Annotated in this window: 25 protein-coding genes, 1 pseudogene and 1 CRISPR repeat array; of the genes and pseudogenes, 15 read left to right on the top strand and 11 right to left on the bottom strand. The window is 40.0% G+C overall.

Annotated elements, in window-relative coordinates; all coding sequences use genetic code 11:
• Positions 1–1773: 1773 nt before the first annotated feature.
• The 3 genes from MTTB_RS01850 to MTTB_RS01840 form a co-directional block, all read right to left on the bottom strand.
• A complete protein-coding gene (locus MTTB_RS01850; RefSeq protein WP_248564834.1) occupies positions 1774–2157 on the bottom strand; it encodes an MBL fold metallo-hydrolase RNA specificity domain-containing protein in 384 nt (127 codons plus the stop codon).
• 347 nt (positions 2158–2504) lie between these two features.
• Positions 2505–2696 carry a hypothetical protein gene (locus MTTB_RS01845; RefSeq protein WP_248564833.1) on the bottom strand — a complete coding sequence of 64 codons (192 nt, stop codon included), beginning with the start codon at positions 2694–2696 and terminating at the stop codon, positions 2505–2507.
• Positions 2693–3190 carry an MBL fold metallo-hydrolase gene (locus MTTB_RS01840; RefSeq protein WP_248564832.1) on the bottom strand — a complete coding sequence of 166 codons (498 nt, stop codon included), beginning with the start codon at positions 3188–3190 and terminating at the stop codon, positions 2693–2695. The genes MTTB_RS01845 and MTTB_RS01840 overlap by 4 nt, the downstream gene beginning before the upstream one ends.
• 535 nt (positions 3191–3725) lie before the next feature.
• Here MTTB_RS01840 and MTTB_RS01835 point away from each other — a divergent pair.
• Entirely contained in the window at positions 3726–3866 is a 141-nt protein-coding gene (locus MTTB_RS01835) for a hypothetical protein (protein ID WP_248564831.1), read from the top strand.
• 481 nt (positions 3867–4347) lie between these two features.
• Here MTTB_RS01835 and MTTB_RS01830 read toward each other — a convergent pair whose 3' ends face one another.
• Complete coding sequence (locus tag MTTB_RS01830) at positions 4348–5682, bottom strand: zinc ribbon domain-containing protein (protein ID WP_248564830.1); 1335 nt, start codon at positions 5680–5682, stop codon at positions 4348–4350.
• Between the two features lie 481 nt (positions 5683–6163).
• Positions 6164–6625, bottom strand: coding sequence for a hypothetical protein (locus MTTB_RS01825; protein WP_248564829.1), 462 nt, complete (start codon positions 6623–6625; stop codon positions 6164–6166).
• Between the two features lie 122 nt (positions 6626–6747).
• On the opposite strand from MTTB_RS01825, the gene MTTB_RS01820 reads away from it, so the two are divergent.
• The 6 genes from MTTB_RS01820 (at position 6748) to MTTB_RS01795 (ending at position 12476) form a co-directional block, all read left to right on the top strand.
• The gene (locus tag MTTB_RS01820; RefSeq protein ID WP_248564828.1) at positions 6748–7470 is read left to right on the top strand and encodes an ion transporter; all 723 of its coding nucleotides are present in this window, start codon (positions 6748–6750) and stop codon (positions 7468–7470) included.
• Positions 7471–8085: 615 nt separating this feature from the next.
• A complete protein-coding gene (locus MTTB_RS01815) occupies positions 8086–8286 on the top strand; it encodes a hypothetical protein (RefSeq protein ID WP_248564827.1) in 201 nt (66 codons plus the stop codon).
• A gap of 804 nt (positions 8287–9090) precedes the next feature.
• Positions 9091–9357 (top strand): hypothetical protein, encoded by a 267-nt coding sequence (locus MTTB_RS01810; protein ID WP_248564826.1) that lies wholly within the window; start codon positions 9091–9093, stop codon positions 9355–9357.
• Between the two features lie 152 nt (positions 9358–9509).
• Positions 9510–9647, top strand: a complete 138-nt coding sequence (locus MTTB_RS01805) for a hypothetical protein (RefSeq protein WP_248564825.1) — start codon at positions 9510–9512, stop codon at positions 9645–9647.
• A gap of 138 nt (positions 9648–9785) precedes the next feature.
• Positions 9786–10010: a hypothetical protein gene (locus MTTB_RS01800; protein WP_248564824.1), complete on the top strand. Its 225-nt coding sequence runs from the start codon at positions 9786–9788 to the stop codon at positions 10008–10010.
• Positions 10011–10466: 456 nt separating this feature from the next.
• Positions 10467–12476 carry a pseudomurein-binding repeat-containing protein gene (locus MTTB_RS01795; RefSeq protein ID WP_248564823.1) on the top strand — a complete coding sequence of 670 codons (2010 nt, stop codon included), beginning with the start codon at positions 10467–10469 and terminating at the stop codon, positions 12474–12476.
• An 82-nt stretch (positions 12477–12558) separates the two neighbouring features.
• On the opposite strand, the gene trmY is transcribed toward MTTB_RS01795, so the two are convergent.
• Positions 12559–13149 (bottom strand): tRNA (pseudouridine(54)-N(1))-methyltransferase TrmY, encoded by a 591-nt coding sequence (gene trmY, locus MTTB_RS01790; protein WP_248564822.1) that lies wholly within the window; start codon positions 13147–13149, stop codon positions 12559–12561.
• Positions 13150–13220: 71 nt separating this feature from the next.
• Here trmY and MTTB_RS01785 point away from each other — a divergent pair, with 71 nt between their 5' ends.
• The 7 genes and pseudogenes from MTTB_RS01785 (at position 13221) to MTTB_RS08330 (ending at position 15787) form a co-directional block, all read left to right on the top strand.
• The gene (locus MTTB_RS01785) at positions 13221–13469 is read left to right on the top strand and encodes a hypothetical protein (protein ID WP_248564821.1); all 249 of its coding nucleotides are present in this window, start codon (positions 13221–13223) and stop codon (positions 13467–13469) included.
• Between the two features lie 9 nt (positions 13470–13478).
• Positions 13479–13559: pseudogene (locus MTTB_RS01780) on the top strand (hypothetical protein); the annotation flags it as partial.
• 198 nt (positions 13560–13757) lie between these two features.
• The gene (locus MTTB_RS01775; protein ID WP_248564820.1) at positions 13758–14315 is read left to right on the top strand and encodes a B12-binding domain-containing radical SAM protein; all 558 of its coding nucleotides are present in this window, start codon (positions 13758–13760) and stop codon (positions 14313–14315) included.
• Positions 14294–14521: a hypothetical protein gene (locus MTTB_RS01770; RefSeq protein WP_248564819.1), complete on the top strand. Its 228-nt coding sequence runs from the start codon at positions 14294–14296 to the stop codon at positions 14519–14521. Before MTTB_RS01775 ends, MTTB_RS01770 begins: the two co-directional genes overlap by 22 nt.
• Before the next feature lie 418 nt (positions 14522–14939).
• Positions 14940–15287 carry a hypothetical protein gene (locus tag MTTB_RS01765; RefSeq protein ID WP_248564818.1) on the top strand — a complete coding sequence of 116 codons (348 nt, stop codon included), beginning with the start codon at positions 14940–14942 and terminating at the stop codon, positions 15285–15287.
• A 7-nt stretch (positions 15288–15294) separates the two neighbouring features.
• Positions 15295–15615 (top strand): zinc-ribbon domain-containing protein, encoded by a 321-nt coding sequence (locus MTTB_RS01760; protein WP_248564817.1) that lies wholly within the window; start codon positions 15295–15297, stop codon positions 15613–15615.
• A 37-nt stretch (positions 15616–15652) separates the two neighbouring features.
• Positions 15653–15787, top strand: a complete 135-nt coding sequence (locus MTTB_RS08330) for a hypothetical protein (RefSeq protein WP_282570374.1) — start codon at positions 15653–15655, stop codon at positions 15785–15787.
• A 26-nt stretch (positions 15788–15813) separates the two neighbouring features.
• Here MTTB_RS08330 and MTTB_RS01755 read toward each other — a convergent pair whose 3' ends face one another.
• Positions 15814–16110: a hypothetical protein gene (locus MTTB_RS01755; protein WP_248564816.1), complete on the bottom strand. Its 297-nt coding sequence runs from the start codon at positions 16108–16110 to the stop codon at positions 15814–15816.
• Positions 16111–16229: 119 nt separating this feature from the next.
• Between MTTB_RS01755 and MTTB_RS01750 the strand changes: the two genes are divergently transcribed.
• Positions 16230–16505, top strand: a complete 276-nt coding sequence (locus tag MTTB_RS01750; protein WP_248564815.1) for an acylphosphatase — start codon at positions 16230–16232, stop codon at positions 16503–16505.
• A gap of 31 nt (positions 16506–16536) precedes the next feature.
• On the opposite strand, the gene MTTB_RS01745 is transcribed toward MTTB_RS01750, so the two are convergent.
• The 4 genes from MTTB_RS01745 to cas1b form a co-directional block, all read right to left on the bottom strand.
• A complete protein-coding gene (locus tag MTTB_RS01745; RefSeq protein ID WP_248564814.1) occupies positions 16537–18210 on the bottom strand; it encodes a pseudomurein-binding repeat-containing protein in 1674 nt (557 codons plus the stop codon).
• Between the two features lie 722 nt (positions 18211–18932).
• Positions 18933–19511 (bottom strand): translin family protein, encoded by a 579-nt coding sequence (locus tag MTTB_RS01740; protein WP_248564813.1) that lies wholly within the window; start codon positions 19509–19511, stop codon positions 18933–18935.
• An 893-nt stretch (positions 19512–20404) separates the two neighbouring features.
• Positions 20405–23480: a CRISPR direct-repeat array (repeat unit 30 nt; unit sequence ATTTCCATACGATTACGTCTATTTTAAAGC).
• Between the two features lie 105 nt (positions 23481–23585).
• On the bottom strand, positions 23586–23852 hold the full coding sequence (cas2, locus tag MTTB_RS01735) for a CRISPR-associated endonuclease Cas2 (RefSeq protein ID WP_248564812.1): 267 nt from the start codon (positions 23850–23852) through the stop codon (positions 23586–23588).
• Positions 23853–23866: 14 nt separating this feature from the next.
• Entirely contained in the window at positions 23867–24838 is a 972-nt protein-coding gene (gene cas1b / locus MTTB_RS01730) for a type I-B CRISPR-associated endonuclease Cas1b (RefSeq protein ID WP_248564811.1), read from the bottom strand.
• Positions 24839–24853 lie beyond the last annotated feature (15 nt).

The following is a 24853-nucleotide window of genomic DNA, read 5'->3' as shown; positions in this document are numbered from 1 at the left end:
GAACCCTCATCTTTCCTTGGATTTTTACAGGTCCATCTGGATAGTCCATAGTTTTCATCCTGAAAGTGCATCTTGCTCATATTATATACATTCCATATTATAATTATGTAATAAAGTATTAGTATGTACTCTGAAATTCGCGTAATTTTTGTTTGAATAGCAATTTTTCAATCCCTGTTGAATAAATTTACAGTTTAATTCCTGGTGTTCTTATACTTGTTGAGATTATATAAATAATAATGCTGTATTCATTTACATGTTCAATGCTGGGATAATTTTTATCGAATACTATGAAAAAGGAGATAAATTTAAGAAATTTATAGAACCAATATAGTAAAAAAGGATTCTGATGGGCGTTTTGATGCTTCTGAAATTCTGAATCGTCTTGCATATACCATCATTGACCAGCAGAGAGATGTTTCATCGGTAGTTATTCCGGTCTGGGTAACTTTAATGTATCTCGGTGTCAACCATAAATTTTTATCCAGATCAAAGCATGCCGGTGAACTGGTACAGTCCGTACTGCAGGCTTATGGTCACCAACAGTATTACACCCGTGATGATCTTAAATTGACTGGAAAAAGGGGGGCTTCACCTACGGACGCTTTTATTGATGTATATAAAAAATACGATCCCGAATCTTTTCTCAATTTTATCATGAATAACAGTGGAAATATTGAGATAATCTTCAAAGAACTGGCTAGGTTGAAATTTATCTCTACAAATCAGCTTCATTCTTTCTGCGGGACATTGAAGGCATTAAATATGATATACTTCCGGTTGATGTTAACGTGGCTTACTCTTTCCAGCTGACAGGGCTGTATTTCCTGGAAGATGATGGTATGCATTCCTTTGATAGAGTAATTAATTCCATTATAAGCGCATCAAAAAGAAATGATCCTGTGAACTATAAGAAAATATCTGACAAGATGCTTCGGTTATGTTATTCAAGGGATTTGAGTCCTCATATGGTGAACAGATATTTTTTCCTTCTCGGTTCTGATTTCTGCCAGAATCTTAAATGTGATGAATGTTTCTTATCTGAATCATGTTATTTATTTCCATACGATTCCGTCTATTTTAAAGCACAGTTCCCCACTCAAATATATTTCTTCATTTATACTCATTTAAAATTAATGTGTTATGCGTATATATCCTTGGCTAATTAATGCGATCAAGGGTTGTAGCCCCCTGTACCCATATTCCAATAGTGTATCCTATATCTAACCATGAATGACTTTAATGGGAACTCACATAAATGCACCTTTGTTAAAAAATCTATAAAATTATAAAAAGATTTTTTCTTTTTAAATATAATGTTAAGAATTTAAAGTTTGCGATGGATTCTTCTTATTAGCAGGATGATAGAAGGTTCTTTGTAGGGTACAGGATATCTCCAGGGACTGTTGGAAAGCTGAGAAATTCTAACACCCACTTCCCAAAAAAAGTACTCTAGCATAGATCAAAGCCTAGTTTGTCCATTCCCGATTACAGAGCATGGAAACATGAAGACAGCCATCTAGCAAGTATAAAATTGAAGCAGAATAAGGATTATAGGGAATGTATTAAGTTGACAGCACCCTCAAATCAATATTCTAATCGGGAACCACCTGGTGATCCTATAGTTAAAATAGTTGGTCTACACCCTTTACATAGCTTTGAATGGTTTATCTAGATTTTCATCCTGTTTTGGTTAATATCCTATTGAGTATTTTATTCTTTAAAATACAGTTTTTATTTTTTACATTTGGATAGTTCACATGTTTCGGCAGTCTAGGCCCCAGCGTCGATGATATTTTCTGGGTTACCTTGTTTAGTTGGAGTTTCGTTAAATATTAATTGGTGATGAATTTGTGGAAGGTTTGGATAAGGTTTTGGATTTAAGGTGTCATGCTTTTTTTGATGGTAAGAGGGGTTTTGATTGAGATGATTATTTGTTGGGATTGGGTGGACGACTTTTATTCCATCGTCGTTTAGTTTGTCGAATGCTTCTTTTTTGGTTGTATGTATGGGGTAGATCTTTTCGGGTTCTATTTCTCTTATCATTTCTGATATTTCAAGGCCATTGGCGTGTCCGGAGGCGTGCATTCCCTTTTTTATAAGTGGGAGGTTGAAATGGTCGAGCCAGTTTTTCACTTTTTTATAGTCTAGTATCATTTCTTCGTCAAAGGGTTCTGTTGTGGATCTTATGTAGATTCCGTTTTCTGGTTTTTATGTCGATAAGTTCTTTTAGTTCGAAGAAGTCGCATCGGAATATGTATTTGTCAGGGTTTTCTTTAAGGTCTTTGTATGTGATGGTGTTTTCTCGGTCCAGGAAATCTCTTTCCCATTATCATAGTCCAGTTTTAGATGGTATGGGTCGATTTTAGAGAGCCAGTTCCCGTTGAAACATGCGAATGATTCGTCCCCTAAAAGGCCCCAGTCTTTTCTTGGTATGTAGATTGCAACATCTTCTGTTTTGGGATAGTCTTTTCCATGGAATAGGTCGAGGATGTATGCTTGTTTCAGTTTATAACTAGGGTTCTGTCTGTGTTGATTGCGGCTTTGTAGAAGGTTAAAAGTCTGTCTAGGTCTCTTATGGGGTAGTCGACGATAACGAGTCCATTGAAGTTGGAAATTTTTTCGATAACCTCGTTTTCTATGTCTTCTTCTGTTAAGTTCTCTTTTTCGGTTATTCTGGTGCCTTCAGAGATCATAATTGTTGGATTGGCCTTTTAGCTTTTTTTACAAACTTTTTTGTTGTTTTTGGTCTTCTGCCGTGGAATCTGAGGTCTCCGGTGTATATTATGGTGTCGTCATCGCTTTCGATGATGTATCCACATGCTCCTGGGAGGGAATGGTCAACTGACACGCTTTTTATTTTGAAATTTCCGATTTCAAAATTTTTATATGGTTTTATCACTTTAACATCCCTTTTTATCTGGGCGGGTTTTCCCTGTAATCTTTTATAACCTTCGTTTCTTTTCTTGGGGATAAAATGGAATGTCTTTTTTAGGTGGATTAATTCTGTGAATGGGGTTCTGCTGGTCTCTTCCAAGGCTTTTAGAATGAGATAGGATTCTTGGGTTACATATATTGGGATGTCTTCCCTTAAATGGTGGATGTATGCTGAGTGGTCCATGTGAGCATGGCTTATCAGAACGCCTTCAACGGACGGCTCCTCTTCATAGGGGAGTCCGCAGTGCCTCAAATAATCTTCTCTATATATGCCTTTTATACATGGAAGGAGCCCGAATTCAATAAAATCTAGAATGCCATTAGCCTTTCGAGGCTGTAAAAATTCAGAAAAAAATTGATTTGCCCTTGAGAAGCTCATGCCGAAGTCTAGAAAAATGGATGATTTAGTATCGGTCAGCAGGATTTTGTTCCCACCGATTTCATCTACCCCACCATAAAAGTCAATACTTACCATGGTATTGTTTATATAAAACATTTATTTTATACCTTTTTTTACTTAGCATAAAGAGATTAAGATCAATCTTACCTAGGCGCATACAGACTTTGCCACCACCCCATATTCCTTGAAAAAAAAGGACTCCAATAGGCCTCCATCCCCCTACAGGGTGCTGGACTTTTTTGTATAAGGTGAAACTCGACCCACCAGACAATAAGGGAATGCGAGAATAAATGTGCTCTTTAACCCCCAAAAAAGCCCCCACATTAATTTTTGAAAATAAACTTATATAAGAAAAGAAACTCTAATACTATTAGGGGTTGTGTGTAACATGAATTCAAGGGATGAGTCCGGCCAGGCCATGACCGAATACTTACTGGTTCTCATCCTCGTGATTATACTAGCAATAATAACAGTACTATTCATCAGCCCATACTTCAAAGGGCAGGATCTTAGCAGTGCAGAAGATTAACGTGTCTGCTGTATGTGGGAGGATGTTATATTATCCGATGGGTGATATGTTATTTCTTCAGAGTTTAGATGAATGGATGGTATGGGGATATTATGGGATGGATTTGCCCCCAATAACTGTTAGAAGTTTATCTGTCCTCCCTTGCGTTCATTAGGATTAGATACTCTTTCATCGTTTTTTCAAAAGCTAATAACTCTTAAGGGGTTTTTAGGGAATATTTTGGAAGTTTCTGACTGGGATACGATATTTTACAAGAGAGCATTTTTTAATGTCTATGGGGTATCTTCTATTTTGTGTAAAGAAATTTTTTTGGTGTGATCTTCAGAACATATTCTTCATCTAGGAATTATGAATTGTTGTGGAAGTGGAATATTGGGGGTTTTTCTGAGGATAGTAAGCTTAAAGTTTGTGGGGTGATCTTTTTTTGGATTCTTTTTTAGTGCAATTTGGGATTGTCTTTCCAGTTTGGTTGCTTATGGTCTTATTGTAGTTGTTTTATCATTCCTTCAATTATGCTTTTTAGCACTTCACCTGTTACGGGAATGGTGTAATGGTTTCCTCTGACTGTGATGTTGATTTGTGTGTTGTTGGTGTTGAGGAAGTATTCTGTTTTTTGTTTGTTCTCTCTTTGGGAGGCTATCCCATTATTGTGTGCTTCTATGGAGAGGATTTTTCTCAAGTCGATATTTATGGTGCGTTTTTCACCTGTAAATATTATTCTCCGCGTTGTCAGGGTTAGAATTCCTTTGTCGATTTGTTTCAGTTCTTCATGGGATTCGCTTTGAGCTTGCACTCCCCCGAGGCGGAAGGAAACTCCCTTCGCAACCCTTATGGTTGGTCCGCCGTAGAGTCCACGTGTCTGGCGTACGGCCCTTGGCTCCCAGAAGGTGACTTCGTCGAGGACTAGGACTGCTTTCTCGTCCTTTTTCAGGATAATTGGGGATTCGGGTTCTTTGAAGTTGATCTTTCCACTGGCGGCATCGGCAAGCCACTTTTTCAGGTCGTGTTTCTTTTGGAGGGCGTCGGACATTCCACCATGGGCTATTCTGGTCCATTCCCTTTCACTGAGGGCTTGTCGGGCATAGGTTTTCCATGTATCGTTTTCTGTGTTTGAGACTTTTTCGAGGGAATATTTGTCACCTTTTCTGATGAATACTGCGCCGCATTCACTACAGCGGTAGCCGTTCCTGGTTACAAGTCCCATAAGTTTTTTCTCGGTGTAGGGGTTTAGGGGTCCTCTTTTGCAGACGGGGCAGTGTTCTGTCCATGAGGCTCCTTCTATGTTTTGAGGCGTGCTGGGGAGGCTTTTCATTTTTTTAGTCCTGAACATGTTCATGTAATCTTCCATTTTTTCTTTATCAATGTCGGTTTTAACGGTTACATTGCGGGGGTTATATCCGTGGGATGAGATTGTGACTATCATGACAGCGGGGCTGATGCAGATGAGTTTTTTGTTGAGGGCTTTTAGTTCTGAACGTATGTCTGTTATGAGTTTCTCCATCATGGTATTGAAGTCTTCTTCTTTGATTTTGGTTCCGTTGAGTTTTTTTGCAATTTGGAGGATCTTGCTGTTGCATTCTTTAAGGGTGTTCATGTCTTTCTGGAGGTTTTCGGTGGTGAGTTTTTCTAGGTTTTCAATGTTATCTCCTGTAAGTTTGATATCCTTAAACTTGGTGTGGGAATCCTTAGTTGGGGTTTCTTTTTCCTTCTTGAGGATTTTTTCAATGTCATCTTCGTGGATGAGGGGTTTGCCGCACTTGATGCAGTATTTTGCATAGTCATGGTTTTTTTCCCCACAGTTCCAGCAGTAAACCATGAAACCACCATAGTTTATATTTACATAGAATGTGTAATCAGTATTACATAAGCATTTTTGTTGACCTTGGGGGGTCTGTCGGAAATTTTGAGGGATGATCATAGGACTTTTTTTGACTCGTCGTGTTTATTTTTAGGGTTTATCCGTGATATTGTACCATGAGGATTTTCAGTTCCACATTTTTGGATAATATTTAGCCGTTGTTTTTTGTCACTTGACTTATTTTTTCTATGGTTTGTGTGATAGTTTCCCTTAGTTGATCTCTTTGTAAATGTGAATGGGGGGTGGAGTATATGTGTGGATAGGGGTTGCAGTGGTTGTGTAAGCCAGCTCACCAAATAATGGATGGATGGGGGTTGCTTGATTATTATCTCTTTTTTTAGAGGGGGATTCTTTAGAGCGTGTGGGGGGTGGGAGTTAACCATTAAGAGATTTTTCTTACTGCAGGATTAAAAAAATAAGAAGAAAAAAGAGAAATTATTTATTTTTTTAATTCTAGGGATTTTATAATGTCTTCAGCATCATAGGTTCCGTGGATAGGGGAAAATGTTACTAGGAAAACCTTCCCATTCATTTCAAAATAGTAAAAAGTTGTTTTGGTATCTGGATTGTAGTATGTATCACACGTGACTTCTCCTACAGTACTTCTTTTATAAAAAATGCCGGTGTTATTCGCTTCAAGATCCTCTAAACTAATATTATCAAAAACAGCTACTGATATAGTATATTCGTCATCTTTTCGGAGTAACACTATTTCACGACATGCTCCAGTAAGGTTGAGTGCGTGATTGGTAATTTCCATTCCTTCGGGTATCTTGAAGGAAAAATATTCTCCGGAGAATGTGTTTTTATCATTGGATTCATGGGTAAAAGTGTAAGTAACTATGGCAATAATTAAAATCAATGAGATGATCACAACCCTCTTTAAAGTTTTCTCCTCCATGATTGAAAGGTACTGTGTTAGTGTTATATTAAGGTTACGATTCTCTTTTTTTGGGGTTTTTTAGTCGTTTATAGCTTTGTATTTTTTTCAGATGTTTGTGGGGGGTGTGTCTTTTGGTAGTTTTGTTCGCTATACTATCCTATAACGAACATTGGATCCATGGTAAAACTAAAAAACTCGGGACTGCAAAATATTTTTCAACCACCAAACACAACTCTAATAATGGGATCTTCATGGATTACAGAAAGCTCATAAGAGCCAAGGACCTCACCCTTCTAGTCCTCATAACCCTTGACATAGTGCTCCTCAGCTACATCTCATTCTACCCATCAAATACCACGATTGTTAATGCTATAGACCAATTTGACCTTATTCTATGCATCATCCTCTTCATCGAATTCGCAGTAAACCTCAAAAGGGCTGATAATCGTAAGAAGTTCTTGAGGGAAAACTGGCCAGATGTATTCGCATTCATCCCTGTGCGCTTCTTCAGAGTCTTCAGATTTATAAGAATCATAAGAGTTATGAAGGTGCTCGCCCTCTTCAGGAAATACCTCGAGAAGTTCTTCACTTTCCTAGTGGATACGCACCTTGACAAGGCATTGGGCATACTGCTTTTTGCAATTGTGGGCGGTGCACTGTTCTTCTACACGGTTGAATCAGGAGTTAACAGATCCCTCCACGACCCCTTGGATTCTTTCTGGCACAGCCTCACAACGACAATTGCGGGAGAGGTTGTGATATCCCCAACAACCATCTATGGCAAGGTCATAACAAGCATCCTCATGCTGGTAGGAATTACCTTTGTGGGTTCCTCACAGCTTCCCTGGTCTCATGGTTTGTGAAGAACCCCGAGGAGGAAAGGAGAGTCCATGAAAGAATCGAGGACATTGAAAGGGGTATAGAGGACCTTAAAAGGGAGGTTGCTGAACTCAAAGAGATGATAAAGAAAAGATGATGGAGCCCCCCATGGAATTGAAACTATCTGCTGACGATCACCACCACTCCAAGGCCTGCTATCAGCACCCTTCACTGGCAGGTTACGGGTGTCCTCACTGGGACGCCACTCTTTACAAGAAGGTCACAGAGAAGAAATTAATAATCAAGGTTGAAAGCCGAGGTTATAGGTGAAATGCCGAGATGATCTTGTGAGTATTGGCAAATGTTGCAAGTTCTATGGTTTTTTTGGATAGTGCCTTTGGAGGGAAGGGTCAATGAACTATGAAGCCCCCACACCAGAGGGGCTGATTTTACCGTTTTCCATTTGGGGTAGAAAAATTACATCAAAGAATAAACTGCTGGTATAATTTTTTTGATAATCTTTTTTGGGGGGGTGAAAGTGGCACTTAGAACCGGTTTACTGAGAGTGAATGTTTAACCTTGTAGGAGCGCCTATTTGGGTTTTTTGAGGTTGTATCATTGGCTGATGGCAAAAAACTGACCCGGAAGATGTAATAGAAATGGCAAATCAGGTGAAGAATGTGGTGGAATATTCTCTGGGATCTGCTCAGGAGGTTTTCAGAGGTCATCTCGCCACGGTAGTGACTAGAAACCCTGAATTTGTAAATCTATTAGGAAAGAATCCTTTAGAAGACCCAAGAGTAGTTGCAGACTTTTTAGGAGAATATAACTCAGAAGCTCATAATTTCAAAAAAATATAAGTTGCCGAGTCTTCTATGGGAATCGACAAAGACGAAAAAAATCCATACTAGTAGTGATGGGAATACTCAACGGCATAATATGACCAAAGGGCGTTTCAAGAAAATAGGATAATCCCATGTTCCAGTAGTTGGCTAAAATTGTCTTCACCAGGTTTATCCCATAAAAGAAAAAAGGGGCCAAAAAAACTCTAGATCTAATTTACAAAAGCTAAGGTTCATGGCCAAGATCAGCTAAAAAAACTAAACTATGGAATGCTTTCATATACCCAAATAACCAGTTGTAATAATAAAATTGGGGATAATATGAACTTTAACGGGAGTGGCGAAGTTAACCCAACAAGGGTTATACTAAATAAAAAAACATGCTAAATTTTAACACATAAATTTTGACCCCGATGGGGATCCGCACATAATACCCGTGGGGGGTGCCCCCGCAGATGTAGAACTTATCAGAATCTACACTCCCCACCACGTTTCTGCATTTTCTAATCTTTCTATGCGCCGGGGAATAAGCGTAGATTTGTGTCAATTGGGTTTACAAGAAGATAATCCAGAGAGAATACCAAGCACTGGGGGGTCCGTTAAAATCTTGCCAGTTCTCCTAATTTTGAGTGTGGTTGATGATTTATATGGAGATAAAAAAAGGATCACCTACTGGGGTGCAAAGTGTGGTCTTATGGTGAGTACAACTCCCCAATGTCACAGTAATTGACCTTGAATAAAAGCTTTAATCATGTGAAGTGGGGGGAACCCATAATGTTTATTAGTATGTAATGGATTGAATGTAGTGGGAGGATAAGGGGTTTGCGTTACAAGAAGATAATTTTACTTTTAATTGTTTGTATTTTTATTGTTATTTCGTTCTTTTTAGCGTTAGGATCTGTGAAAAGGGATTCTTTCAGTGACTTGGAGGTGAGCCCTTCCAATGCATCATATATTGTGGTTGGCACTTCCTATATTGAGGTTTCTCCGGGGGAGACCGTTGTCACGCAAGTGGATAGGGTCATAAGGGACAGGGCATCAAACTATAACGTGGATGTCCCCCCAGATCACAGGCCAAAAAAATTATAGTGAGCTTGTGCCTTGGATGGAAGGTGCTAGGGTACGTGAACTGATGAAATATGCAAATGTTACAGTTATACCAGCCACCAATGTGACTTTAAAAAATCAATGGAAGCTATTTCGCACCTGATGATAAAGGAAATTTTATTTTTGAAGTTGATGTGAGCAAGTTGGCCCCCTCACATGCGATTAGGATTGATGAAAATACATGGAAGGCGATAGACACTCATGGGGTGAATGTCCTAGTCCCCACAGCATTCACTGGTTGTTGGTTGTGGAGACACCCCCGGGAAGGCTGAAGCAGAAGAATATTTAGCAAGACATGTTATAGACTGTTACGCGCCATGTGACAGGTTCACATCTCATATAATGCCCTACAAGGGCCCTGGGACCATCCTTGGTAGCGCGCCTATAAGACCCCTAAAGAGGGGTGAGGGGTGGTAATCGGGGTTCAACCAGTATATTTCAGCGTACATGAGAAGATAGTGGTTCAAACAACCACCAAGGCTTACCCTGATCAGTACTGTGACACCCCATACAGGTATTTCACAACCTTAGAGCGTAAATATGGGGTTGACTTGGATCTAATTGTTGTTGATGCCAATGCCGTGAAGCTTATAAAGTTGTGGATGAGGCGCGTAAAACTGGGGCCGATGTTATAGGGGTCAGAGTATTATATGAAAGGGATAAGAAACCAGTTGAAGAGTGGTTAAAAGAGGATAAAAAATCATAGGGCGATTTTATTCCACTCAGCCCCTTATGAACCCGGTTATTCGCCTTTCTTTGAATTCCCATATCAAGTGGCTGGACAGGACCCAGCCCCTAAATTTATCGGGAACGTTCCAGATTCAAAGATACAAGAAATATTCAAGGAGATAAGGAGCCTATGGGAATGATAAAATAAGAGGCAACCTTATAAACCCCCCGAATATGCTAGGTTAGCTCTTCCCCACTAAATCTTCCAATCTCTCTATGAGGTGGTGGAAAAATATGAAAAACCTTGGAATTTTTTTTGTATTATTTTTTCTAAAATTGGGAGAATGTCACGTATAGGCCGCGAAAAAATGATAAGGTTTATATAACAGTTTTTTGTTAGTAAGTGGCTAGTGGTGTTTATCATGAAAAGGTTACTATGGATAATAGCCCTACTATCACTCCTAATATTTACAAACAGCGCCTCGGCGGCCCAGTTAACATACAATGAAATATCCGACGCCTCGAAGATAATAGCTGATCAAGCATCAAAAACAGGCACAATACCATCTCAGGTCACAGTAAACAACAAAAACATAACACTAGACGACTACCTCTACGCAGCAACAACCACAACAATAAACCTAAACACCAACCAAAAAACAAGCATACCTATCAATAATTATAAACCACCAACAGATCCATTAAAGACCACAGCAACCGGAACACTCACAAAAACAACATACCTACAAACAGCACAAAACATCAAAAAATACATGGAAACATACCAACGCTCACCAAACTACGCCACCACAACAATCGGCCGAGTAAACTACCAGAGCCTAATTTACGCCTACGCAAGGATAATAAACTTCTACAACGAAAACCAGAGACTACCAAACTCCGTGACAATAAAAAATGTGAAAATCACCACCATACCAAACACACCAACACCCCAGTTATCATACAATGAAATATCCACTATTTCCAAGGTAATAGCAAGTTATGTAAATCAAAATGGTAAAATACCATCTCAGGTCACAGTAAACAACAAAAACATAACACTAGACGACTACCTCTACGCAGCAACAACCACAACAATAAACCTAAACACCAACCAAAAAACAAGCATACCTATCAATAATTATAAACCACCAACAGATCCATTAAAGACCACAGCAACCGGAACACTCACAAAAACAACATACCTACAAACAGCACAAAACATCAAAAAATACATGGAAACATACCAACGCTCACCAAACTACGCCACCACAACAATCGGCCGAGTAAACTACCAGAGCCTAATTTACGCCTACGCAAGGATAATAAACTTCTACAACGAAAACCAGAGACTACCAAACTCCGTGACAATAAAGAGTGTGAAGATTGCGTCCTCATCTCCTGTGGGGAATACTTCAACTGGTAAAACATCAGATGACGTGAAAAAGTTGATACTCAGTGATAATTCCATAGCAGGGGATCTTCTAAATAGTGCGAGTGGTGTCATCAGTTTTATAGATGAGAAGGGTGAAGTTCCAGGGACTGTGAAGCTTTCTGGTTCTGTCACAGTTAGTAAGGCCCAATTCTTGTACTTTGTAAGTCATATGATCCTCTATTTGAGTGATCTTACAAGTTCTGATAAGAGTAAAGCGGCGCAGGCGGCGGCTAATTATAACAAGTTCCTAGAGGAGCTTAGGGCTTTAAGCCAAAAGGGGGTGAACCCGGCGCCAAAACCTTTAAATGGTGTTGGTGTGGGTAGATTAACAAGAGATGATTATGTGGATCTGGCGAAAAGAGTGGAAAATTTCATCAAGGCTTATGGTCGTCTGCCGAATTCAGTTAGTAGTCCAATAGGGAACCTTGGATGCGATTTCCTAGTCCTAGAGTTTTCAAGGGTCTTGGATTCGTATAAGGTGAATGGGACGTTACCAGCTAGTATTGAAACTTATGGTGATATTTTCAAGTTTAAGACGCCAGTTATAGCAGGTTATCTTGGTGCCTATAATATTCAGGTGACTCGAGATTATGTGATGGCTACTGGGAGATGTACTTGTGGGTTGAAGGATTATTCAAATTATTATACAAGTGCATTTGTCAATTATTGTTCATGTTGTGGCAGGTATGGGACATTAGCCTTCGAACAGGGAGGAGCAGTAGAGGGTAATTACGAGGGTATGTGGTATTGTACCCATTGTGACGCTGATTACTGTATAGTGTGCGGGAAATTGCATGTCAGTGGAAGCAAAGTATATCTGAAACCATATACTGGCCAGTGTAATGTAAGCAGTGGCTCAATAGTTACTTTGAAGTATAATTATAGGATTTTCAGGATCTTCCAGGATTCCTATGCGTACAAGGATGTATATGCGAAGGTGAGTGACTCCTATACAACGGTTAAATATACGGTGGGGACAATCTTCAGATTCTTTTAAACTTGGCGGGGAGCCCCCCATCTGACAGGTGGGGGTATACTCCCCCAAATTTTATTATTGGTGGCATGTTTCTATTGGGGGTTTAATATTTGGTGACTCTGTCAAGTTCATAATTTGCAATTGTTATACATTGTTCGGCCATTAAAGAACGGTTTGAGACTCTGACGATATCCTTTGCAAATTGGAGTATTAGTTTTTCATCTTCTTTTTTAACTCCAAGGTGATCGCCCAATATAAAGAGTGGGTTTTCCATTTTATCTGTTAATTTCCTTAAATCTTTCCCATCTTCTCTCATATAATATATTTTATAGGAGTTGGAGAGTTCTTCTAGTAATCTTTTAAGGTTCTTTTTTGAGGTGAGGATTCCGGAGTTTGTTTCAACCCATTTTTCTCCTGCTTTAAATTTTAAAGCTTTTCTTATAAGCCCTGCAACACTCCTTTCATCAGGTGACATTCTCTTAACCTCGTCACTTTTAATCTTCACAACCCTTGGGGGGTTAGGGTCGCCAAGTAGGAGAAGATAAACCTCCACGGATCTTCTTATAGAATGGGACAAGAAAATGGCCTGTGAAATGCAACGACAGAGGATATCCATGCGCCCAGCCCCTGGAATGTTCTTCAGGCTAAAGGGACTAGTACTGGCCTTATTTCCTATAACGAGAAAACCTCTCATAGGTTGTATGTTTGTTCCCTTTTGATGTAAAACTATTTCCAAGTCCCTTGACATAATAGGATTAGATTTCCATGAAAGTTCTATTCATAGAACCTCCTAAGGATCCATGGTTCCTAATGGGCGAATATCAGCCACCACCATTGGGTATATTAGAATTAGCAGCTTATATCGAAGCTAAAAATGAGAATATAAGCATAAGGGTCTTGGATTGTCAGGCTGAAAGGGTTGGCTGGAAAGGGGTGGAAGAATATATAGACTCATCCCCCAGACATGGTCATCCCAAGTTCTCTAGCAACCTGCAACGCTTATCTAGTTCCTAGAACTGTTGAATAGCGAAGAAGGTTAACCCGGAGATAATAACCGTTTTAGGCGGTCAACATTTCACGGCCACAGCCCATGAAACCCTCAAATCATACCCGGAGGTTGACTTCATAATCCGCGGCGAAGGCGAAGAAACACTCAACGAACTCATCCAGAACATTAAAGGGGACAGGCCGATTTCAAAAATTAGGGGCTTATCATTCAAATACTATGGTAAAATAGTACATAATCCACCCAGGCCACTTATCCAAAACCTGGACGAATTACCATTCCCAGGTTATCATTTCGTGGCAGAACATAAATATCATTTTAAGATGATGGCTGGTAAAAGAAGATATGCTCTTATAGAAGCTTCGCGTGGGTGTGACCATCATTGCAGTTTCTGTTCACAATGGAAACATTGGAGGGGTTGGAGGGCTAAGTCACCCCAGCGTATAGCCGATGAAATAGAGCATCTATACAACGAATATGGGACCGACTTTTTATGGTTTACTGATGATAACCTGGGTTCAGGGAAAAGAATTGAAAGATTATGCGACGAATTAATAAAAAGGGACATTGATGATCTGATGTGGTTTGTCCAGGCTAGAAGCGATGATATTATCAAAAACAGGAATATATTGCCTAGGATGAGAAAAGCCGGTAATTATTGGATCATGGCCGGATTAGAAAGACATGATGATTCAACCCTTCAAGACTTCAATAAGAATATTAGAACATCTGATGCTAAGATCTCCATGGATCTTTTAAAGGAGAATGATATATTTGCCCAGGCAACATTCATTATAGGGGGAGAAAAGATTCCCACAAATCCCTGGAGGAGTTGCGAGAATTCGCTAACATGACAGATCCAGACCTTGCAATCTTCATGATCTTAACACCATCCCCGGGAACAGACCTTTATGATATTGCCAAGGTTAATGGGTGGATAGAAGACACGAATTGGGCTAATTATGATATGATACATGCTGTTATGCCCACAGAAAACCTTTCAAGGTGGGAGTCCGGGAAGAGTTATACGAGTGTTACAGGAGCTTCTATAGGAACATGAAAAGACGCCTAAAGGGTCTGATCTCCCTAAACACGCTGAAGGGGAGAGTTTACAGGTATATGGCTGGCAGAGGACTTCTCCAAGCACTGGGGGAACTATTTTGAAAGTCTCTAAAAATCTGATCTTTGCATATTTTATGGGTGTTTCCCTGATTGGCCTTTTATTTTTACCTGTGCTGGTTTTCTGGATCCCGGCTAGTGTAAACTCCCATTAGCAAAGGTATCTTATCTTTTCAATTTTTGGCTTAATTTGCCTTTTGGGCGTGTTGGCCGGGCTTTTCCCTTCAAAATTCCGGGGTGAGAGCCAAGGTAAGAGTGGTGTGAAGTTTAGGGGGCATCATCCCATTTGTGGAAACTTTTCAGGGCATGTAATCCAATTTGCGGATAGGAGCTATTGTTCAGGTTGCGGTGGCTTGGTCGTGGGGGGTGTATTAGCCATATTTGGGACATTATGGTATCTTACCGGAAGACTACCCTGTGAAAACGGGACTATAATCTTCTGGGCCGGTTTTACAGGAGCTTTAACCGGTCTAGTGTATAATGGCCTGTTTAGGGTGCGTATAGGTTTCTTGAATTTGTCTGTGAATGCTTTTTTTGTCCTGGGAGCCTTCATGTTACTTTTAGGTATTGAAAAGGCAAATAGTATACTCAGTGAAGTTTACCTTATACTATTAATCCCCATTTGGATTTTCACCAGGATATTATCATCTCAAAGAGAACATAGGAGGATATGTAAATTTTGCGATCTAAAAAAATGCATGGAGTGATGAAAAAATGGTATATTGTCCAAAATGTGGTAAGAAGAATGAAGAAGATGCAGAATTCTGCTCAGCCTGTGGAACACCCCTACAAATGGTGAAACCAAAGGGGGGCACGTGTTTCGGCCAACCAGAGGAAGGTTACAAGGAAGAATGCTTCGGGATACCCCATGGGGGTTTGATAGTGGGTGTGATCTTCGGAACACTCCTCATCATCATCGGAATATCAGCCATACTAAAAATAGACATCGGATACATAATAGGCCCATTCATAATGATAACCATAGGAATACTCATCATAGTCGGCGCACTATACAAAACTCGCCAAAAAAGCTAACCACCAGCATCCTAGACTAGAACATAAGGTGGAGGGGGTGCGTCCCCTGCATACAATAGAGGATATACTAGTATATCTTGCCTATGAGCCGGGTGTGTCCACTACCCTGGTATACAATAGGCAGACCAACTACGAGAAGCCAAGATCATCAAAAGGCCACCCCCCGGAGTAGAACGCTAGGGGGGTGCGCCTATTTTTTCAGCCCTCTCTCGTAGACTCCTGTAGGTAAATGCTTACGAAATCTCCTTCCCTGATGTCATAGAGTTCAAGCTGATCCTCCGGGATTTTAAGGGCGCCCTCTGGTGTTAAACGCTCCCAGATAGTCCTCGAAATGCTCCTTGTCGTCACAGTCCCCCCACGGATCCTAGCATGCCTGACAAGCTTATAATTCACATACTTACCCTCTTCCATCCTAAAGGTTTCCCTAATACTCCTAGGGATTGCAATCGTTCCATCTTCCCTAACCTTACCGGTCACGTACAATCCAATCTCCAAAATAAACCACCCCCCACAATATTGGGGTATTCACCACTAGAAAAATATACTATGAAAATTAATATTATAGTTTACCCTCAATATGTACAGGTAAGGTATATTGGGGGGTTTGGGTGGATATGAAGGTTAGAGCCCATATATTTATCAGTGGCAGGGTGCAGGGTGTTTTTTTCAGATATAGAACCCAGGATGTTGCAATGGACCATAATGTGAAAGGTTGGGTGCGTAACCTCCCGGATGGTAGAGTTGAAGCCGTCCTCGAAGGCGAAAAGGATGACGTGGAGAAGGTAATAGAGTTCTGCAAAGTAGGACCACCCGGGGCAAGGGTCACCAACCTAGAAATAGAATGGGAACCATACAAGGGAGAATTCAAAAACTTCCAGATACACTACTAAAAAAAAAAAGAAGAAGAGGAGGGGTGGGATATTAGAAGGGTAAGCTGGCGTACACCCCTCTAATAGTAGCTGTTGCCGTGTTCCAATTGTTTATCACACCGAGGCTGTTCCTGGTACTTGTCGGATCCGCGTTATACCATACACCATTGATGTAGATTTGCGCCCAGACATGCCCGTAGGTTCCGCTGGAGAATGTGCAGATCCCATGCACATAACGTGCCGGTAAACCGGCCGCCCTGGCAAGTGCCACGACAAGATGCGCCTGGTCACAACAGTTACCAGTCCGATATTTTAGGGTTCCAACAGCACCATACCTTGTATTATAGTAGAAGCTGTAGCTTATATTGTCACGGACCCAGTTAAAGACGGCCTTCGCCTTATCCCATGCGCTTGTAAGACCGGCTGTCAGCCTAGCGGCCAATGCCTGGATACTGGGATCATTCACTTGACAGTTTGCTGTGGCAGCAAGATATTGACTAAGTCCACTGTTTTGACCAGAAAAGTCTGTTATAGTAACATAATTGGGTAATCTTTGGTTGTCACTGTAGAAGGCGAGTATCCTACTGGTGGCATAGACCATGTTAGGATATGATATGCTACCAATGTTTGCCGTGGCATAATTTGGAGCCCTACCATAGGCTTTGATGAAATCTAGAACCTTATTTATTACTTGTATGTATTCCGATTTTGTGATTTGTCCCGTGGCAGAACCTGAAGGATTCGGAGCCTCCGTGACCGTCCTAGGGGTTAGCGGGCTTGTCTGACCAGAATTTAACTGGACTATCACCTTTAACATTAATTCAAAGAACTGTGCAACAGTTAAATTCTGATTAGAGACTGTAACATATGCTGGTAATCTCTTGTTACTTTCAATGAAACTTTTCAAGTTTTTGGCCGCTGATAAAACCCCTGATATGCTTATACTTGAATTGCCACCTGTTCCACTAGAATCTTCACCGCCTTCCCCTATTTGGCCCGTTGTTGAATTGGCACTAGAATTGGTAGGATTGTCACTTAAAGGTAAACTTTTAATGTTGTTCAGGTTTTCCAGGTTCACATAATTGGGTAGTCTCTGGTTAGCTTTCTTGAAGCTTATGATCCTCGCAAATAGCCATACTAGAGATTCGAATTTGATCATCTGATTATTGAATGTTGCGAAATTCGGCGCTCTCGAATTTAACTCAATAAAATTATATACCCTCCCTGCCAATCTAATGTAATCTCCCTTGGTTATTGAACCTTTGAGGTTCGTCCCTGTGGATTTAACTGGTAATCCCACGTATTTTAGTTCGAGATTTTTGCCGGTAAGGTATGCTGTCAGGAGTTGGAGAAATTCTGCGGGGCTTACCTGTTCTCCAGCAACCGTAACATAGACTGGTAGTCTGTTATTGGTTTTGATGAAATTGTCCAATCGGACTGCTGCATCTTCAATTTCTTTATTGTTCAAGGTAGGGGATCCGGCCGCTGCTTGCAATTCATTTGAGCCCTCATTCTTGTTATCTGTTTCAATTTTGGGCGCTGAAGGATTATCGTTAGTGGTGTTGTCATCTGTTACCTGATCCCGGATTTCGGGCATGTTAGGGCTTTCCTCTGCAGATCCTGAAGTCTGATAATATTCTTGGATTGTCAGAGGCATGTTTTGCGTGACATTTTCCTCTGCATGAACGAATCCAATGTTTAATAGTAGTATGCATGCAAAGAGCATGCATACACTTTTTATTTTAATCGAAATTTTACCGCCTCCATGTCACATCAAATCCATGTGACAACCAAAACTAGACTATAACCTAATATATAAATATTACGGTTCAAATCCCTGAAAAAAAACTCGATTAGAACTTTTCAAATAAAAATAAGCCACATGAAAACCCCTCATTCTAATGGTCAATGGGACTCCAACCACCAACCCCATATCAGAAAAACACACCCCCTCCTATAATACATCCATCATAAAAAACCCATCAGTTCATTTTGAAACATTTGCAAAAATTAGGAAACCTTATAAGCCCAAAAAACCATCCACCAAAAAAATTTCCAAAAAACAGAGAAAACGACACCAACCAAAAAAACCCGCAAACACCAAACAATACAAAAAAACCGCCAAAGAAACCCACATCAAAAAAAAGACAACCTAACTCCAAAAATTTAATTAATCTCAAAATCATTACCCCGACCATCACCTAGAATACCCCACCATATTGGACTAATACAAACCCCCCACACATACTTCGCATTATCATAAATGGAAAATTTTCCCAAATAATCCCCAGAAGGTCCTCATAAATTGGAATTGTAATAATCAAAAAAAAGATCATAAAAACCAGATAGGATACTCACCCCCCAAAAGAGGGTGGATCTCAAATCATGCACATGTATCTCAAAAAACTAGGTGTATACTGCCAAAGCCTGCTTCAAATCATACAATTTTCAGTCTATTTTCCCTTTAGCCCTTATAAGATCTTCAAGGGTTCTCTCTAATATATAACGTGCATTATCTTGCTTATGCTTTATGTTCACAAGACTCCTAGGATATTCTAATATTGAAAGTTCGTCATAAAAGTCCTTAATCGACCTACAAACCTTTTCAGCCCCTTCTAGATCACCCTTAACCAAATTTTCAAGGAAATATCTCCTAAGCTCCCCTATAAAATCGCCTAAACCAAGCAAATATTGGGACTCAGGCACTCCAACCTCCTGGGGCAACGGAAACTCCAAATCATTCACATAATTATAAAATAATAGGGCCTCCACATATTCCTGATGAGCACTCTTAACGTAACCGGCATAATACAAATCAGGATGCCCCATCAGCATCCTCCCAAGATCTTCAACCAATTTACCAGCCTTATTAAGCTTTTCACCAGCCAAATTTAACTCATTTCTGTGTATAGCTCTTATACATTCACCACACAATCTTATTATCTTCCTCGTTATCTTGAGGGCTTCCTCTCTCAATTCATCCTTCTCATCAAGCACTTTCTTAATTTCGCCAATTATATCCTTCATAAGAACCCTCTAAACCGATGAAGATATAAGAACGTTTATTATCATATTTTTCCACTCAAAACAATTTCAATCCCATTTTGTCCTGATTTTAACCATGCATTGATAAAGAGAAGACTGAAAGCACTGAAACCATTTCAATCCCATTTTGGTCTGATTTTAACGGCGGATTTTATTTTTTTGACCTTAACAATAACCTAATATTAGGTTTTAAGGCTTATAAATTTGTCGATCTAGTGGGGGATACTGTCAAATTGATATTGCTAATAACTTATTTAGTTTTTCATCACCATTATCACGAAATGAACAAAAGAGCCTCGCGTCTTGATGTGTTTTCTGTATCGGTGATCGACAGAGACTATTAATTTGGTCACAAAATGCTAAAGTTCCTATACATCCACAAGAAGGTTTACCACGAGTAGAGATATCAAAGCGAATATCTCGAAATGTTTTTTTGAGCATCATCCTAAACTTTTTTTAGCAAACCCTCTCAAGGACGAGGAAAACTGGAAATCGTGAATAAAACTCTATTTTTTTGGAAATAGTCACAAGTACATACTTTCAAACTACTATGCTCTACTATTCTTTACACTCTTATCTAGAGCATCTTTCTGAGATTGTACTTTTCTAGGAATAGGAAGCTAACAAATAGGATGAACTTCAGGATATTATATCATGCTTGATTGACATCTACGCTTATTATTGTGGTGGTGTTGTTGATTTTTGTTATGGTGATGTTCTCATCTTAGTTGGGTTTAATGTTAAGTGGAGGCTGCTAAGGTCTGATGATGGATCTGCAGAATTCTGATCAGAATTGAAATTGAGGGTATAATCTAACCACTGCGGAGTAAAGATTGTTAAGACCAGGAGGATCCTGTGGAGATGCTCGTTGCGCTATTTCCATACGATTCCGTCTATTTTAAAGCTGTTTCGGCGCCTGAGGCTCTGGGGGGAGGCGATCCCGATTTCCATACGATTACGTCTATTTTAAAGCCATAGGCTTCCGAAAGTGCTCAGAAGCTCTCTCGGGGCATTTCCATACGATTACGTCTATTTTAAAGCGCTTTCTCCGGAATCCCCCCAACCTGTTGGTAGATGAAATTTCCATACGATTACGTCTATTTTAAAGCGAGATGAAAGACGGCGTCACAAAGGCCGTCCAGACAATATTTCCATACGATTACGTCTATTTTAAAGCACGTCGCGGAAACCCTGGGCTGGTCCTATAAACAGCATTTCCATACGATTACGTCTATTTTAAAGCAATTTCGACGCATATCCTACCGCACACCATACCAATATTTCCATACGATTACGTCTATTTTAAAGCCTCGGGGCTTTCCTGTACGATTTCCTCTTCCCACGAATCATTTCCATACGATTACGTCTATTTTAAAGCACGCCACACACCCCACCCCCAGAACTTCGTTATAGGATTTCCATACGATTACGTCTATTTTAAAGCGATTTGACAGATGGGGCATGCTGGCTTCTCGACGACGCATTTCCATACGATTACGTCTATTTTAAAGCGAGCTCATCTTCGCCACCCTTTCACGGAAAAAACCAAATTTCCATACGATTACGTCTATTTTAAAGCCAAAGGAGCCTTCAAAAACCCCAGAGTCCTTGAATCCATATTTCCATACGATTACGTCTATTTTAAAGCCGGGTAGCGGATATAGTCGAGGTGGACTCCGTCGACGTATTTCCATACGATTACGTCTATTTTAAAGCCCCCAAAAATACGACATCCAAGCCCCTGACGGGGCAAATTTCCATACGATTACGTCTATTTTAAAGCTTGAAGCCAATTCGGCCTTCTATCTCCCCTTTCTCATGAATTTCCATACGATTACGTCTATTTTAAAGCTGGAAGGGAAGCACGCCTAGAGCTCTCATTGGCCGAATTTCCATACGATTACGTCTATTTTAAAGCCGAGCATTTCTGCGGGTTCTTGCGCTATCTCGTCTCTGCATTTCCATACGATTACGTCTATTTTAAAGCCAGAGCTCCTCCGCCTAGACTGGCAGAAACTCGCTGAATTTCCATACGATTACGTCTATTTTAAAGCAGCTTATCCTCCTCGGAGGCCTCCGCTCCCACCTCCAATTTCCATACGATTACGTCTATTTTAAAGCCCATTTTTGATTTTCTTCATACATATGCACCTCCACAATTTCCATACGATTACGTCTATTTTAAAGCCTTACCACCCTCGAGAACGATCAGGATGTCGTCACGAGGATTTCCATACGATTACGTCTATTTTAAAGCTAAAAAGTTTACGATGGGGCGTGTCACACTATGTCACAATTTCCATACGATTACGTCTATTTTAAAGCTGGATGTTGGATCCGCCGAGGCTGTGCTCGCTATCCATGATTTCCATACGATTACGTCTATTTTAAAGCTCTGCTTATGAGGCCTTCGACGCTGATCTTGATGGATTATTTCCATACGATTACGTCTATTTTAAAGCACAACATGCACCGAAAAATATATATATGGGTGCAAATAATTTCCATACGATTACGTCTATTTTAAAGCTTCGCGTACTCTGCGCCACTCTCCTCCGCCACGACAATTTCCATACGATTACGTCTATTTTAAAGCAATACTGCTATTATCCTGGCCAGATTTCCCTGTTTCCTTATTTCCATACGATTACGTCTATTTTAAAGCTGGCTTGTAGGCGCTCCATCCGGGGCCCAACTGCCCCTATTTCCATACGATTACGTCTATTTTAAAGCCCTCCGAACCAACTCAACAGACTATCCCCGGATGCAATTTCCATACGATTACGTCTATTTTAAAGCTTCATTTGGGAATCCGAGACATGTGCGAAGCCCGCGTTATTTCCATACGATTACGTCTATTTTAAAGCACGGGTGGATCGATGAGATACAATACGTCTTCAAATTATTTCCATACGATTACGTCTATTTTAAAGCAATTCAAAACTATCTAAGTAGTATGAGTCTTCAAAGAGGAATTTCCATACGATTACGTCTATTTTAAAGCTTTTCGGTGCACGTTGTGAGGGCCGGGCCGAAAAACCTATTTCCATACGATTACGTCTATTTTAAAGCCATCATGTATCACATAAAACCCCATGTCACACATGTCAATTTCCATACGATTACGTCTATTTTAAAGCGAGGATCGCCTCATGTCCCTGGAGGAGTATATGGTGACATTTCCATACGATTACGTCTATTTTAAAGCTCTCATGACGCTCGTGAAGGATTTGGTTCTATTTTTGACATTTCCATACGATTACGTCTATTTTAAAGCTAATAGAATTCCTCGCGTGGCTCAACCGCGAAAATGAATTTCCATACGATTACGTCTATTTTAAAGCTGACTTTGAATGGGCGGTTGTGGTAGTTGATGTCGATATTTCCATACGATTACGTCTATTTTAAAGCTCCCCGAAAACCTGAAAATACCCCTCGGAGGGGTGAATTTCCATACGATTACGTCTATTTTAAAGCCCTGTTTTCCATGACACCCCTACCGTCTCCGCCTGAATTTCCATACGATTACGTCTATTTTAAAGCACACTGACCGGACTCCCAGGAAAGACCTCCTAAAAATCCGATTTCCATACGATTACGTCTATTTTAAAGCTTTTTTGAGCAGGGCGTTGATGTGTACCTTGATTATATATTTCCATACGATTACGTCTATTTTAAAGCCGCAATAAAAACTACAATACGGGCCTCCTTTACATCGAATTTCCATACGATTACGTCTATTTTAAAGCGTAACCGGAGAGGAGAGTAGATGAAGAGTATCGGGATCAATTTCCATACGATTACGTCTATTTTAAAGCCCACAAGCCCTCACGGGGCACCACACGGCACACAAATTTCCATACGATTACGTCTATTTTAAAGCCCGGTCCTCCTCCAGCTTCAGGTAGTAGGATTGGATGAATTTCCATACGATTACGTCTATTTTAAAGCCGAGGGGATTTTTTGGTTTTTCAGGAAAATACCTGATGAAAATCCTTTGTTCCAGGATACTTATAAGTCTACCTATAATAGTGTACTCTACTTATAAAGGCAGACCTAGAGAATGAATTCAATGGGGTTTTTCTCAATTCCTATAATATCTATAGATAAATAATTCTTATTGGGCAACCTGTAGATTATGATGGAATCAGAAGTTTCATCAATTATCTCTTTAAGGCCGGTTTTTATTGCATTAAACTGTGCCCTGCTGATCTCACCTTCAAATACAGAGTTCTGTCTCCAGTGAAGATACGTCTTCAAAAATTTATGTACTTTATTAAGTCGAGTGATGTCTCCTACGTCATAAACTACAAGCAAATACATCCAAGACACCCTGATTACCACCATGCCTTAAAGCTCTCATACTGCTGATCGCCTAAAACATGCTTAATAAGCTTATATGCTTCCAATCTCATTAAATATTTATATGAAACTTTTCTTTTGATTTTCGGATGTTTTATGGTGGTTTCAAGTTTATTCTGGTATTCCTTCAAGAATATCCTCTTACCTCTATCATTTAACATCACGCCAATATCTCTTTCAAAATCTTTCTCAGAAATCATATTATTATTGACCAGTTTGGATATTACTCTGCCGACTATTAGGGGCTTAAAAATATCTGCAATATCAAGAGAAAGTGAAAACCTCCTTTCGGCGGGTTCATGGAGGAAGCTGATAGAAGGATGCAGGTAAGTATGATAGATTTCTGACAATGCACTCACATAAAGAAGAGAATTTCCAAATGAGATTAAAGCATTAAGTTCCGTTGTTGGGGGTCTTATCTCCCTTTTAACCATTTTAAATTTCTTCAAAACAGTGTTAAAGCTCTGATAATACGCATTCCACATGCGCCCCTCGCTGCTCATCAACTGTGGGACATCACCGTCCACCCTCTCCTTTTTTATGATGTCTATATATGAATCAACATCCTTACCCTTTTTTCTGTAATACTTCAGGGACTTAAGCAGGTTGTGTTTGATGCCAAGAACCATCTCTTTAGCAATCTCTGAACGCTTATCAGGATCAAGATAATGTTCAGATTGTTTTACCACAACAAGGCCAGAGTTAAGCTGTAATCGAGGGTATAGAGATCCTTCATAATAACCATATTTATTGAAAAAATTAACAGGTACCCCCATTTTCATCAGCATGGAAGATGCTCCTGATTTGAGAGTAACCTTTCCATAACAGTTTATTTCATTTATGCGGTTGACAGGCAGGGGTTTTTTAACGTCTTTATTGATGAAGTATAACGTGTTGTCACGGCGAGACAACATCCCATGGGAAGTTATGTATAGGGAATCCTTCATATACTCCCTCTTTTA

Origin of the sequence: Methanothermobacter tenebrarum, from assembly GCF_023167465.1 — an archaeon.
GTDB lineage: Archaea > Methanobacteriota > Methanobacteria > Methanobacteriales > DSM-23052 > Methanothermobacter_A > Methanothermobacter_A tenebrarum.
The sequence above is the reverse complement of the archived record's forward strand: the minus strand, read 5'-3'. Positions and strand labels throughout refer to the sequence as shown.